The 14,166-nt window shown below is 34.0% G+C and carries 12 protein-coding genes, 1 tRNA gene and 1 pseudogene; 11 read left to right on the top strand and 3 right to left on the bottom strand.

The window, feature by feature from the left end; translation table 11 throughout:
* From ACE01P_RS23845 to ACE01P_RS23815, 7 genes and pseudogenes are all read left to right on the top strand, one after another.
* Positions 1–215: pseudogene (locus ACE01P_RS23845) on the top strand (ribulokinase); the annotation flags it as partial.
* Positions 199–900 carry an L-ribulose-5-phosphate 4-epimerase gene (locus tag ACE01P_RS23840; RefSeq protein ID WP_379701557.1) on the top strand — a complete coding sequence of 234 codons (702 nt, stop codon included), beginning with the start codon at positions 199–201 and terminating at the stop codon, positions 898–900. The pseudogene ACE01P_RS23845 and the gene ACE01P_RS23840, both read left to right, overlap by 17 nt.
* A 133-nt stretch (positions 901–1,033) precedes the next feature.
* The gene (gene araA / locus ACE01P_RS23835; RefSeq protein WP_379701556.1) at positions 1,034–2,542 is read left to right on the top strand and encodes an L-arabinose isomerase; all 1,509 of its coding nucleotides are present in this window, start codon (positions 1,034–1,036) and stop codon (positions 2,540–2,542) included.
* Between the two features lie 105 nt (positions 2,543–2,647).
* Entirely contained in the window at positions 2,648–3,832 is a 1,185-nt protein-coding gene (locus ACE01P_RS23830; RefSeq protein WP_379701555.1) for an aldose epimerase family protein, read from the top strand.
* Between the two features lie 171 nt (positions 3,833–4,003).
* The gene (locus ACE01P_RS23825) at positions 4,004–4,882 is read left to right on the top strand and encodes an alpha/beta fold hydrolase (RefSeq protein ID WP_379701554.1); all 879 of its coding nucleotides are present in this window, start codon (positions 4,004–4,006) and stop codon (positions 4,880–4,882) included.
* Positions 4,883–5,035: 153 nt separating this feature from the next.
* Positions 5,036–5,500: an OsmC family protein gene (locus ACE01P_RS23820; protein ID WP_379701553.1), complete on the top strand. Its 465-nt coding sequence runs from the start codon at positions 5,036–5,038 to the stop codon at positions 5,498–5,500.
* Between the two features lie 149 nt (positions 5,501–5,649).
* Positions 5,650–6,795: an acyltransferase family protein gene (locus ACE01P_RS23815; protein ID WP_379701551.1), complete on the top strand. Its 1,146-nt coding sequence runs from the start codon at positions 5,650–5,652 to the stop codon at positions 6,793–6,795.
* A 60-nt stretch (positions 6,796–6,855) separates the two neighbouring features.
* On the opposite strand, the gene ACE01P_RS23810 is transcribed toward ACE01P_RS23815, so the two are convergent.
* Positions 6,856–6,935 (bottom strand) — tRNA-Leu (locus tag ACE01P_RS23810).
* Positions 6,936–7,221: 286 nt separating this feature from the next.
* Between ACE01P_RS23810 and ACE01P_RS23805 the strand changes: the two genes are divergently transcribed.
* From ACE01P_RS23805 to ACE01P_RS23790, 4 genes are all read left to right on the top strand, one after another.
* Positions 7,222–8,163 (top strand): ribose-phosphate pyrophosphokinase, encoded by a 942-nt coding sequence (locus ACE01P_RS23805; RefSeq protein WP_379701550.1) that lies wholly within the window; start codon positions 7,222–7,224, stop codon positions 8,161–8,163.
* Positions 8,164–8,229: 66 nt separating this feature from the next.
* Positions 8,230–8,841 (top strand): 50S ribosomal protein L25/general stress protein Ctc, encoded by a 612-nt coding sequence (locus tag ACE01P_RS23800; RefSeq protein WP_379701549.1) that lies wholly within the window; start codon positions 8,230–8,232, stop codon positions 8,839–8,841.
* A 537-nt stretch (positions 8,842–9,378) separates the two neighbouring features.
* Positions 9,379–10,005 (top strand): aminoacyl-tRNA hydrolase, encoded by a 627-nt coding sequence (pth, locus tag ACE01P_RS23795; RefSeq protein WP_379701548.1) that lies wholly within the window; start codon positions 9,379–9,381, stop codon positions 10,003–10,005.
* Positions 10,006–10,145: 140 nt separating this feature from the next.
* A complete protein-coding gene (locus ACE01P_RS23790) occupies positions 10,146–10,757 on the top strand; it encodes a superoxide dismutase (protein ID WP_095930681.1) in 612 nt (203 codons plus the stop codon).
* A gap of 841 nt (positions 10,758–11,598) precedes the next feature.
* Here ACE01P_RS23790 and ACE01P_RS23785 read toward each other — a convergent pair.
* Positions 11,599–13,497: an amidophosphoribosyltransferase gene (locus ACE01P_RS23785; protein WP_379701547.1), complete on the bottom strand. Its 1,899-nt coding sequence runs from the start codon at positions 13,495–13,497 to the stop codon at positions 11,599–11,601.
* 79 nt (positions 13,498–13,576) lie between these two features.
* Positions 13,577–14,166 (bottom strand): PfkB family carbohydrate kinase (locus ACE01P_RS23780; protein ID WP_379701546.1); only part of this gene is annotated, 590 nt, incomplete at its 5' end.

Raw genomic sequence — 14,166 nt, 5'->3', positions numbered from 1 at the left:
CTGCTTTAGGTGCGGCAATTTACGCAGCTGTTGCAGCCGGAATTTATCCAAACGTAATCGAAGCAAGTCAAAAAATCGGAAGTGATTTTGATGGAGAATATTTCCCTCAATTAGATAAAGTGGCGGCTTATAATAAATTGCTGATTGCTTACGAACAATTAAGTGCTTTCGCAGATCCAACTATTAAAATTTCTCAAAATGAGTTCTCTTTATAAAGATTTAAAACAAGAATGTTACGAAGCCAACATGCAGTTGAATGCATTGAATTTGGTGGTTTATACTTTCGGAAATGTAAGTGCTGTGGACAGAAAAAATGGTGTTTTTGCCATAAAACCAAGCGGTGTTCCTTACGAAGATTTAAAACCTGAAGATATCGTTATTGTCGATTTTGATAATAATGTTATTGAAGGAACGATGCGTCCGTCTTCTGACACCAAAACACATGCGTATTTATACAAAAACTGGCCAAATATTGGTGGAGTTGCTCATACGCACGCGACGTATTCTGTGGCCTGGGCACAAGCGCAACAAGATATTCCGATTTTCGGAACGACGCATGCCGATCATTTAACAGCTGATATTCCGTGTGCGCCCCCGATGGCAGATCATTTAATCGAAGGAAACTACGAACACAATACCGGAATTCAGATTTTGGATTGCTTCAAAGAAAAAAATCTTTCGTATGAAGAAGTAGAAATGATTTTAATTGGAAATCACGGTCCGTTTGCATGGGGGAAAAATGCTGCAAAAGCGGTTTACAATAGTAAAGTTTTAGAAGTTGTGGCAGAAATGGCGTATCTGACTTTACAAATTAATCCGAACGCGCCAAGATTAAAAGATTCATTAATTAAGAAACATTACAACCGTAAACACGGAAAAGATTCGTACTACGGACAATAATGATTTTAGATTTTAGATTTAGGATTGAAATCTGAAATATCACAAAACCAAAAATAAAATAGTAAACATAACAATTCAAGATTTTCAGATTCAATAAACTTGGGACGTGAAACTTGAAACAAAAAATAACAAAATGATAGACATTTCTCAAAAAGAAGTATGGTTTGTAGTAGGAAGCCAAGAATTATACGGTGAAGAAACACTTAGAAAAGTAGCGGAACATTCTCAAATTATTGCAAAAGGATTAGACGCTTCGTCTTCAATTCCAGTAAAAGTGGTTTATAAAGATGTGGTGAAATCTCCATCGCAAATTTTAGATGTTTGTTTGGCTGCGAATTCAGCTAAAAACTGTATCGGAATTATTGCTTGGATGCATACTTTCTCTCCAGCAAAAATGTGGATTGGCGGATTAAATATCCTTAAAAAACCATTATGTCACTTGCATACACAATATAACGCTGAAATTCCGTGGGGAAGCATCGATATGGATTTCATGAACTTGAACCAATCGGCTCACGGAGATCGTGAATTTGGTTTCATGATGTCTCGTTTACGTAAAAAACGTAAAGTTGTTGTAGGACACTGGGAAGACCAAAGAGTTCAAAAACAATTGGGAATCTGGTCAAGAGTTGTCTTAGGATGGGACGAACTTCAAAACTTAAAAGTAGCTCGTATTGGAGACAATATGCGTGAAGTTGCCGTAACAGAAGGCGATAAAGTTGAAGCTCAAATTCGTTTCGGAATGTCGGTAAACGGATACGATTCTTCAGACGTTACAAAACATATTGAGAAAGTTACAGACAAACAATTAGCTGATTTATTAGCCGCTTATGAGTCTTCTTATAACTTAACGGATTCTTTAAAAGAAGGCGGAGCACAAAGAAGTTCATTAGTTGAAGCAGCAAAAATCGAATTAGGATTAAGAGCTTTCCTTGAAGAAGGAGGATTTGGCGCTTTTACAGATACATTTGAAAACCTTGGAGTTTGGAAACAATTGCCAGGAATCGCAACACAAAGATTAATGGCCGATGGTTATGGTTTTGGTGGAGAAGGAGACTGGAAAACGGCTGCAATGGTAAGAGCTTTAAAAGTAATGTGTGTTGGATTAGAAGGTGGAACTTCTTTCATGGAAGATTATACATACCACTTTACACCTCAAAAATCTTATGTTTTAGGTTCTCACATGTTGGAAATCTGTCCATCAATCGCTGACGGAAAACCTTCTTGCGAAGTGCATCCATTAGGAATTGGAGGAAAAGAAGATCCGGCTCGTTTGGTATTCAACTCTCCTGCAGGCGACGCAATCAATGTTTCTTTGGTTGATATGGGAACTCGTTTCCGTTTAATTGTTAATGAAGTTGAAGCGGTTAAACCAATGGCTGAATTGCCAAAACTTCCAGTTGCACGCGTTCTTTGGGATTGTAAACCAAATTTAGAAGTGGCAGCAACAGCTTGGATCTTAGCTGGTGGAGCACATCACACGGTTTATAGCCAGTCAATTACAACAGAATATATGGAAGATTTCGCAGACATCGCAGGAATTGAATTATTGGTTATTGATGAGAAAACAACTGTAAGAGAGTTTAAGGATAAAATCAATGCCAACGAAGCATATTTCCACTTATTCCAACACGGACTATAATCGGAGATACTAAGGCTCTAAGTTGCTAAGATTCTAAGATTTTTTCTTATTTTTAGCTTTTGACATCTAACATTTAACTTTTCACAAAACCAAAAAATATCATTTATGAATGCATTAAAACGTTGTGTTTTCGGTCTAAGCCTTTTGAGTTTGGCTGCAGTTTCAGTTCAGTGTAAAGGCGATAAAAAAGCTGATACAGAAAAAGTTGCCACTGATGAAAAAGCATTAGTTACAATCGATAAATCGGAATACGGAACTACTGCCAAAGGCGAAAAAGTAGAAAGCTATAAACTGAAAAACCAAAATGGGATGGAAGTTGACATCATCACTTTTGGAGGAAGAATTACAGATTTAAAAGTGCCGAATAAAGCAGGTGTTTCTGAAAATGTAGTGATCGGATTCAGTAATTTGGCGCAATACGAAAAAGAAAATCCATTTTTTGGAGCTTTAATCGGAAGATACGGAAACCGAATTGCGAAAGGAAAATTTTCGCTTGACGAAAAAGAATATCAATTGGCAATTAACAATGCTCCAAATGCTTTACACGGAGGTCCGCAAGGATTTTTTAATGTAGTTTGGAAAGCCGATGAGGTTAAATCTGGAGATACAGCTTCTTTAAAATTATCTTATTTAAGTAAAGATATGGAAGAAGGTTATCCTGGAAATTTGAAAGTTATTGTAACGTATACATTGACAAACGATAATCAGTTGGAAGTGCTTTACGAAGCAACGACAGACAAAAAAACAGTTGTTAATTTGACGCAACATTCATATTTCAATTTATCGGGAGATTTTACAAAAACAATCTTAGATCACGAATTGACTTTAAATGCTGACAAATTAGTTCCGGTAGACGCGACTTTAATTCCGACAGGAAAATTAGATGATGTTGCTGGTACGCCTTTCGATTTCAGAACTCCAAAATTAATTGGAAAAGACATCAATGCTAAAAATGAGCAATTAGAAAGAGGAAAAGGTTACGACCACTGTTGGGTGTTGAACAATCCTGAAAAAGGAAAAACAATCATTGCAAAAGTTTACCACGCAGCAAGCGGAAGAGTTATGGAAATGACAACAGATGAACCTGGAATTCAGTTCTACTCTGGAAATTTCCTTGACGGAACTTTACCAATGCCAAACGGCGGAACTTTTGCGCACAGAACAGGATTGTGTCTGGAAACAGAACATTATCCAGATTCTCCAAACCAGAAAAACTTCCCGACAACGGTTCTAAACCTGGGAGAAAATTATAAAACGAAAACTACATTTAAATTCTCTGTGCAGAAGTAGTTTATTATCTGTTAATTAGTTAGTAATTCTCTAAAAACCTCGAAAGTCTATAGCTTTCGAGGTTTTTTTTATGGGTAAATATTAAAACAATTACGTTTAATAAGTATTTTATTAATTTATTCGAATCTTTCTTACATTTGAAAGATAACTATTGTAAAAACCTCTTTATTTATGAAAAAACCAATGAAATTATTACTTCTGTTTTTAGCGTCTTTATCGTTTGGAATTGCAAATGCTCAGGTTCAGATGAATTTTAAATTTGATACGCCTTATGGTAATAATGCGGCTGTTGGAAAATTTGCGACAATCAATGGAGCTAAAATCTACTATGAAGAATACGGAAAAGGCGAGCCTTTGTTATTGATACATGGAAATAATGGAAGCATAGAAGCAATGGGAAATCAGATTGATTATTTTAAAAAAAAATATAGAGTTATTGCTGCTGATAGCAGAGGGCATGGTAAATCTGAATTAAAAACGGATTCTTTAACCTTTGTCCAAATCACAAAAGATATAGAAGGATTAGTTAATCAGTTAAAATTAGATTCGATAAGTGTTATTGGTTGGAGTGATGGAGGAATTGTCGCATTACAAATGGGCATTTCAGGAAAGTCAAAAATGAAAAAAATTGTAGCAATGGGTGCCAATTTAAGACCTGATTCTACAGCTGTTAATTCGTGGGTGATAAAAGATCTTCAGAGCATGAGAAAAATGTTTCTTTCGAAAATTAAAGAAAAAGACACGAGCGAGAATTGGGGTCTAATGAAACAACGTTCCGGACTTGTAGCATATCAGCCTAATATTCCATCGAAAGATTTATCAAAAATTAAAGCAAAAGTGCTTGTAATAGGTGGAGATAAAGACATAATTAGAAATGAGCATACGGTTGAAATTTTCGAAAATATACCTAAAGCACAGTTATGTATTATGCCTGGAGAAACCCATTTTGCACCTGCTTCAAGCCCGGAAGTGTTTAATGCAATAGCAAATAAGTTTTTATCAGAACCCTTTAAAAGACCAGATTCAGATTGGACTAAATGGGGGAAATAAAATTAGATTATAGAATTGTGTTTTTTTAAACGTATATTCAAAAAATAGTTTTGAATCTCGCAAAGTCGCGAAGACGCTAAGAAAATAAATCTTTGCGACTCTGTGACTTTGCGAGATTCATTCATTTACGGCTTAAAATCTTAACTTAGCGAAATGAAACATCTATTCAAAGCACAATTAAACTGGACTTCTAAACAAACTCCAATTGAATCATCCAAAAGATTCTACAGTAAAAGTCATCAAATTCAAATTGAAGGAAAACCTGTTTTAGACATTTCAGCGGCTAAAGCTTTTAAAGGCGATCCAGAATTATACAATCCAGAAGATTTATTATTGAGTAGTTTAGTTTCCTGTCACATGATGTCATACTTATATGTCTGCTCTCAAAACGGAATAGAAGTTTTAAATTATTCGGACAACGCAGAAGCAACTTTAGAAGTAAATCCAGATGGAAGCGGACGTTTTATTGAAGTTCGTTTAAATCCAAAAGTTACAATTGTAAACTCAGACAAAGTAGAATTGGCTTTAGAACTGCATAAAAAAGCAAATCAGTTATGTTTTATTGCTAATTCGTGCAATTTTCCTGTTTTTCATAATGCGAGTTGTGAAGTGATATAAGAGTTTGGTTTATATTTTAAATTATTAAAAGAAGAATTAAAAGTTCAATAATAATTGTTTCTTTGCGATTTTTAATTATCAAAAATTGAAAGGATAATTTCTATTAAGGTTTAATTGTTTTTTCAGTAAAAAATATAAAAATATCTTTAATGAGTAATCAGAATCCTTTATTTGCGGTTGTTGTTTTTTTTATTGCCTATATTACAGCTTGTATAATTAACTTAAAATACAAAATAACTTACACATCTTCAAGGTGTGAATCTGTTGACGGATTAAGAGGATTTTTAGCAATAAGTGTGTTTATTTCTCACAGTAGTACTTGGTATCAATATATTCAAGAAGGAAAATGGATATCCCTATCAAATTTATATTCTCAGTTAGGTTCTACAAGTGTAGCCTTCTTTTTTATGATTTCAAGTTTTTTGTTTATTTCAAAACTTCTAAATTCAATAGAAAAAGATTTTAACTGGAAGTCTTTTTTTATTTCAAGATTTTTCAGATTGGCTCCTATGTATTATTTTTCAGTTGGTTTAATTTTACTTTTTGTAATGATTATAACTGATTGGAAATTAAAAGCAGGAGTGTTTGAGTTTTTTCATGAAATGTTTTTATGGGGAACTTTTACTGTTATAAGAGATACAAGTATTAATGGTTTTAATTTAACTTATTTAATTAATGCTGGTGTTGTGTGGTCTCTTCCTTTTGAATGGTTGTTTTATTTTAGTTTGCCTATAATTTCGCTTTTAATTTTAAAAAGAAAGCCTTCTGTTTTTTATCTTTTACTAAGTCTTTTTTTTATTTATGGATTTTTTTATACAAATGGAGTTAATATTCAGCATCTTCTTTCATTTGTTAGCGGTGCCTTAGGGGCAATTGTATTGAAATATAAGCTTTTAAAAAACACTAAAAATATTATTTATAGTGTTTTAATTTTGGTTTGTCTGGTATTAATAGGGCAGTTTAGCAAATCTACTAATATTCCTTGTAAGATATTAATAACAATAATCTTTTTGTTAGTATCATCTGGGAATACAATATTTGGAATTTTGACAAGTCCCATACTGAAACTACTAGGCGAGATTTCGTATAGTACATATTTGCTTCATGGGGTGGTTCTTTTTGTAGTTTTTTATTTTGGATTCGGATTAGAAAGGGCTAAAATGCTTACTGCGTCGGAATATTGTATGATTGTTTTTTTAATAACACCAATTGTTGTAATTGTTAGTTTTGCAGGTTATAAATTTATTGAAAAGCCATTCATGGAAATTTCTAAAAAACACACTACTAAAAATTAAAAAGTTGTTTGTTCAAGTATTGGTATAAAAAAACCTCTTCCGTTAAGAAGAGGTTTTTCGTACCCGGAGCCGGAGTCGAACCGGCACGGTTTCCCACAGGTGTTTGAGACCAGCGCGTCTACCAATTCCGCCATCCGGGCTTAGCAGACGAAAAAATAATCAAAAGCGATTATTTTAACGCAATAGAACGAAGTCATAAATGATGTCGTTCCTTTAACACGGTGCAAATGTAAAAAATAAAATTAAACATTCTAATAAAAATACTTAAATTTTTTACTTTCAGTGTCAATAAATTTTATAAATTTGCAGCTCGTTAAAACGACGCACACACAACTAACTACATCCGAGATATTTAAGCGTATTGAGCTTTACAGAAATGATAGAGTAAAATTCTATTAAATGTAGCGGAATAAAACAACACATATAATGTCGCACCTAGAACCAGAAGCTAAAATTTTTGCTTGTTCACAAAGTGTTTATCTTGCAGAAAAAATTGCAAAAGACTACGGAATTCCGTTAGGAAAAGTAACGATGTCAACGTATAGCGATGGAGAATTTCAGCCGTCTTACGAAGAGTCAATTAGAGGGTTACGAGTTTTTATCGTATGTTCAACTTTTCCAAGTGCAGATAATCTGATGGAATTGTTGTTAATGATTGATGCAGCAAAACGTGCATCAGCAAGACACATTACAGCTGTTATGCCTTATTTTGGTTGGGCAAGACAAGATAGAAAAGACAAACCAAGAGTTCCGATTGGAGCAAAGTTAGTAGCAAACCTATTAACAGCTGCAGGAGCAACAAGAATCATGACAATGGATTTGCATGCAGATCAAATTCAAGGATTCTTTGAAAAACCAGTAGATCATTTATTTGCATCTACAATCTTTTTACCATACGTAGAAAGTTTAAAGTTAGAAAATCTAACAATTGCATCTCCAGATATGGGAGGTTCAAAAAGAGCATATGCTTACTCTAAGTTTTTAGAATCAGATGTAGTAATCTGTTACAAACAAAGAAAAGCAGCCAACGTTATCGACACTATGGAACTTATTGGTGAAGTAAAAGGACGTAACGTAATCTTAGTAGACGATATGATCGATACAGGAGGAACTTTAGCAAAAGCGGCAGACCTAATGATCGAAAAAGGAGCACTAAGCGTAAGAGCAATTTGTACACACGCTATTTTATCTGGCGGTGCGTATGAGAAAATTGAAAACTCGAAACTAACAGAATTAATCGTAACAGATTCTATTCCGTTAAAGAGAGAATCAAGCAAAATAAAAGTGGTAAGCTGCGCACCTCTATTTGCTGAGGTAATGCAAATGGTTCACCACAACAATTCCATTAGTGGAAAATTTATAATGTAAGAAGCAATACGCTTTAAGCTTTATACAAAACAGAATATTTTTTATTAATAACTATATTTTTTTACAATGAAATCGATTACAATTAAAGGATCAGAAAGAGAAAGCGTGGGCAAAGTGTCAACTAAAGCCTTACGTAATGCTGGAGCGGTTCCTTGCGTGTTATACGGAGGAAATCAAGCAGTACACTTCTCAGCAGACGTTGCGGCGTTCAAAAACTTGGTTTACACTCCAAATGCACACACAGTTGTGATTGAGCTTGGAAAAGGAAAATCATTCAATGCAATTTTGCAAGATATCCAAGTTCACCCAGTAACTGACAAAATTTTACACATCGACTTCTTCCAATTATTTGATGATAAAGAAATCACAATGGAAGTTCCTGTGAAAATCGTTGGTACATCTAAAGGTGTTCTTGCGGGAGGTGTTTTACGTCTTAACCAACGTAAATTAAAAGTTAAAGCTTTACCAGCAAATCTTCCTGATTTCGTTGAAGCTGACATCACTCCACTTGAAATGGGTAACAAATTATACGTTACTAAAGTTGGAAAACCAGAGTACAAAATTATGCACCCAGACAACACTGTTGTTTGTCAAGTGAGAATCTCTCGTGCTGCTATGAAAGCTGCTCAAGAGGCTGCAAAAGCTGCAAAAGCTCCTGCAAAAGGAAAGAAAAAATAATTTTTTTCACTCTATACAAAAAGCCTCAATCTTACGATTGGGGCTTTTTTTTTTTTTTTTAAGATTCTAAGTGGCTAAGGTTCTAAGCTCAAAATCTCTGCGAACTTTTAATCTAAAATATTTTCTCAAATTAGAGATAAAACTTCGCGTTCTCTGCGTAAATCTTCGCGTACTTTGCGGTTAAACCAAGACTAGTAATTATCTAATTGCCACATTCCCAAATTATCTAATTATTTTTTAGTAGCAGAAACATCCGTTTTCATCAGAAGTAACATTCCTGCCATCCGCTATATCTTTTCCTGGTTAAAGAAACCAGAAAAAGGATGCCGCTCCTGTCAGGGCTAGCGAGAAAGAATCTTTTTTATAAGTTTGTAAGAGAAAATCTCTGTAGACTTTTGAGCAAGGCAAAAAAACTTTAATAATTTCTTCGCGTTCTCTGCGAAAACTCTCTACGAACTTTGCGGTCAAATCACGACCAGCAGGAAATTATCTAATTGACACATTTTCTAATTCCCTAATTAACCTTACTTTTGCCAAATGATAAAATGGATAACAAAACTGTTTTCATCAACACCAAAAGAAGAGAACATAGATAACATGAAAAAATATTTAATCGTCGGATTAGGAAACATCGGAGCCGAATACGTAAACACCAGACATAACATCGGATTTAAAATACTTGACTTTTTAGCTAAAAAAGAAGGTCTTTCTTTCGAAACTGTAAAATTAGGTTCAATGGCAGAATACAAATTTAAAGGAAGAACCTTTTTTCTTTTAAAACCAAATACTTACATGAATCTAAGCGGAAAAGCGGTAAAATATTGGATGGATAAAGAAAATATTCCATTAGAGAATATCATGGTTATTACAGACGATTTAAACCTTTCATTCGGAACCATCCGAATCAAACCAAAAGGAAGTGACGGCGGCCATAACGGACTTAAAAACATCAATTTGGTTTTAAATACACAAAACTATACGCGTTATAGATTTGGTATTAGCGATCAATTTAAAAAAGGACAGCAGGTAGATTATGTTTTAGGGGAGTGGAATGCTGAAGAAGAAGCAAAACTGCCAGAACGTTTTGAAATCTCAGCAGAAATAATTCGAACTTTCGGAACGGCCGGTTTGGAAAATACAATGACTACATTTAATGGAAAATAAAGATTTTCAGTTATTTATGTAATAAAAACGTAAATTATCAGTTAATTAGATTCAATTATAACGAAATAGTATTTTCAATTCCAAAGTTAAATGTCTAAATTTGGAATAAATTATTTATAAACCATAAAAATCATAATACCATGGCTTTTGAATTACCACAATTACCTTATGCATACGATGCATTAGAACCACATATTGATGCACGTACAATGGAAATCCATCATACAAAGCACCACAATGCATATACTACAAATCTTAACGCAGCAATCGCTGGAACAGATTTAGAAGGAAAAACAATTGAGAATATCTTAATCAACTTAGATAAATCAAACGCAGCAGTTCGTAACAATGGTGGAGGTTTCTACAACCACAATTTATTCTGGACTGTAATGTCTCCAAACGGAGGAGGATTGCCAACAGGTGATTTATTAGCAGCAATCGAAGCTTCTTTCGGATCTTTCGAAGAATTTAAAGCAAAATTTGCTAAAGCTGGAGCTACTCAATTCGGTTCTGGATGGGCTTGGTTAACAGTTCAAAAAGGTGGAAAATTAGAAGTTGTTGGAACTCCAAATCAAGATAATCCATTAATGCCAGAAGTTGCTGGTAACGGTGGAACTCCAATCTTAGGAATGGATGTTTGGGAGCACGCTTACTACTTAAACTACCAAAACAGAAGACCAGATTATATTGAAGCTTTCTTCAGTGTAATTAACTGGACAGAAGTTGCTAGAAGATTTGCTTTAGACAAATAAGAAAATAAAGTAAAGAATATAGGGAAAAGACGAGTATCGAAAGATGCTCGTCTTTTTTTTATTTTTAGAATTTGTCAATTTTATTTGATCTTTTCTCTTTTTTAGAAAATAGAGAAAATAAAAAAGGTGGAATTTCTTCCACCTTTTTTGCCCCAAATCTACCATAAACTTAACCTACTAATGTTATGGTCTTGTAAAGGTATGGCAGTTATTGTTTTCAAAGAAACTTTTCGGATAAAATGCAACTATATCCGATTAAAGACGTATAATGATGTTTTTTGAATATTTCTAAAGTTATTTCAATAAAAAAGGCGGAATTTCTTCCACCTTTTTTGCCCCAAATCTACCATAAACTAACCTACTAATGTTATGGTTCAGTAAATGTATGGCAGACATTTTTATAAAGAAAATTTTTTAGATAAAACGCAATTATATTCGATAAAACGCAGTTAAATAGCTGACAATCAATATGTTGATTGGTAAAAATAAAAAAGGTGGAATTTCTTCCACCTTTTTTGCCCCAAATCTACCATAAACTAACCTACTAATGTTATGGTTTAGTAAATGTATGGCAGTTATTATTGTGATGAAAAAATTTTAGATAAAAGGTAAGTAAATCCGATGAAGAGATGTAATCGGCTGTTTATAAATTATTTGAGTTAATTCCAATAAAAAAGGTGGAATTGCTTCCACCCTTTTTGCCCCAAATCTACCATAAACTTAACCTACTAATGTTATGGTATTTCAAAAGTATCATTGCTTTTCAATTTCACCAAAGAAATAGGATGAACGGCAAAAAAAACCGATGAAATGCACAATTTAACCTTTTGTTAGTATTTTATTAATAAGCTCGAGCATCTTTTCCTTCATAAAAATTCATGAAAGCACGGTTTACAACTCGATTTCCACCTGGAGTTGGGTAATCTCCGGTAAAATACCAATCACCTAAATTTTTAGGACATGCGATGTGTAAATCGTCTACCGTTTGGAAAATGATTTTTACTTCTGCATTGATTTCTGGTGAACTTAACATTTCTGCAATTTTGTCTGAAATCTCTTCTTGCGTAAATTGATCGTAAATTTCTGTTACATAGTTTACAACATCTTTATCAAGGAAATTTTCTTGAGCTTTACATTTAGCATAAACTTCGTCTACAATATGGTATAAGTTTCTTTCTTTCAATAAAGCAAGTGCTGCTCTAAAGGCAACTAAACCTTCTAGTTTTGCCATATCGATTCCGTAACAGTCTGGATAACGAATTTGTGGTGCAGATGAAACGATTACAATACGCTTTGGATTTAAACGATCCATCATTTTAATGATGCTCATTTTTAGTGTAGTACCACGAACAATACTGTCGTCAATGATAACTAAGTTATCTTCTGGTTTAATTACACCATAAGTAACATCGTAAACGTGAGCAACTAAATCGTCACGGCTGCTGTCTTCAGTAATAAAAGTTCTAAGTTTAGCGTCTTTAATTGCTACTTTCTCTGTACGTATTTTTACAGATAAAAGCTCTTGAAGCGTATCAGCAGTTAATGTATTTCTATTTTCTAGAATATAATTGTTTTTTCTCTGATTTAAGAAATCCTGAGCAGCTTCTACTAAACCATAAAATGAAGTTTCGGCTGTGTTCGGGATATAAGAGAAAACAGTGTTGTCTGTATCGCTGTCAATTGCTTTAAGAACCGCTGGTAAAATTAATTTACCTAAATCTTTACGCTCTTGGTAAATTTCAGCATCGCTTCCTCTTGAGAAATAAATTCTTTCGAATGAACAAGCTTTTTTAACAGTTGGTTCTAAGATTTGATTCATAGAAACTTTACCATTTTTCTTGATAATCAAAGCGTTTCCTGGATCGATTTCTTGAACTTTTTCAAAAGGTACGTTGAATACTGTTTGAATAACCGGTCTTTCAGAAGCTACAACAACTACTTCATCATCTTGATAAAAGTAAGCTGGACGAATTCCTGCTGGATCTCTAAATACAAAAGCATCACCATGACCTAATAAACCAGCCATTGCATAACCTCCATCTAAGTTTTTAGCCGAACGAGCTAAGATTTTAGCAATATCCAAACGCTCTGCAATTACAGGAGAAGCATCTCTTTTTGAATATCCTTCAGCTTTACAGTCTTGGTACAATTGCATAACTTCTTTGTCTAAGAAGTGACCAATTTTTTCCATTACTGTCACAGTATCAGCCATTTCTTTTGGGTGCTGACCTAATTCAACAAGATTTTCAAAAAGTTCTTTAACATTCGTCATATTAAAGTTTCCTGCCAAAATCAAGTTACGGTGCATCCAGTTACTTTGACGTAAAAATGGGTGTACACTTTCGATGCTGTTTTTACCGAAAGTTCCGTAACGAACGTGACCTAAAAACAATTCTCCAACATAAGGAATATTTGCTTTTAACTCTTTCATATCGTCACCCAATTCTGGATTCGCTTTTAACTCTTCGCTAATGCGTTCATTAATTTGTTTAAAAACGTCTTGTATTGGCTGTGCGTGATTCGAACGAACTCTGCTAATGTAGCGTTGTCCTGGATCAACATCAAATTTTATACTTGCAAAACCAGCTCCGTCTTGTCCGCGGTTGTGCTGTTTTTCCATCATTAAATACATCTTCTGGATTCCGTAGAAAGCAGTTCCGTATTTTTCTTTATAGTATTCAAGCGGTTTAAGTAGTCTAACTAAAGCTATTCCACATTCATGTTTTAAAGCGTCGCTCATTTTTTTTGTTTTTTTGTGTGTTGTAAGTTGTGTGTATTAACGTAATAAAAAAGCCCCGTTTTACCGAGGCTCTTAGGCATTATATTTCTATGTCAAACTGAGTTAACGATTTAAATTGCTGTAATCGAATCGCCACCTCGGCCTTGCTTAATGTTTCCATCCTTTCAGTTCCAAATTTCTCTACGCAGAACGAAGCTAAATTTGAACCGTAAATAATCGCGTTTTTCATGTTGCCAAACGAAATGTTTTCGCTTTGCGCAATAAATCCAGAGAAACCACCTGCGAAAGTGTCTCCTGCTCCAGTTGGATCAAAAACATCTTCTAATGGTAAAGCTGGTGCAAAGAATACTTCTCTGTTGTGGAATAAAAGTGCTCCGTGTTCTCCTTTTTTGATCACCACATATTTTGGTCCCATATCTTGGATTTTCGCAGCTGCTTTTACTAATGAATATTCACCAGAAAGTTGTCTTGCTTCTTCGTCATTGATTGTAATAACATCTACACGTTTAATAACGTCTAGTAATTCTGGAAGAGCGCAGTCCATCCAAAAGTTCATTGTATCTAAAACAACTAATTTTGGTTTTTTCTCTAATTGATCTAAAACACTGCTTTGTACTAATGGGTGTAAGTTTCCTAACATTACAACATCAGCATCTTTGTAGTTTTGAG

The sequence above is a fragment of the Flavobacterium sp. HJSW_4 genome (assembly GCF_042436695.1).
In the GTDB taxonomy this organism is placed as follows: domain Bacteria; phylum Bacteroidota; class Bacteroidia; order Flavobacteriales; family Flavobacteriaceae; genus Flavobacterium.
The sequence above is the reverse complement of the archived record's forward strand: the minus strand, read 5'-3'. Positions and strand labels throughout refer to the sequence as shown.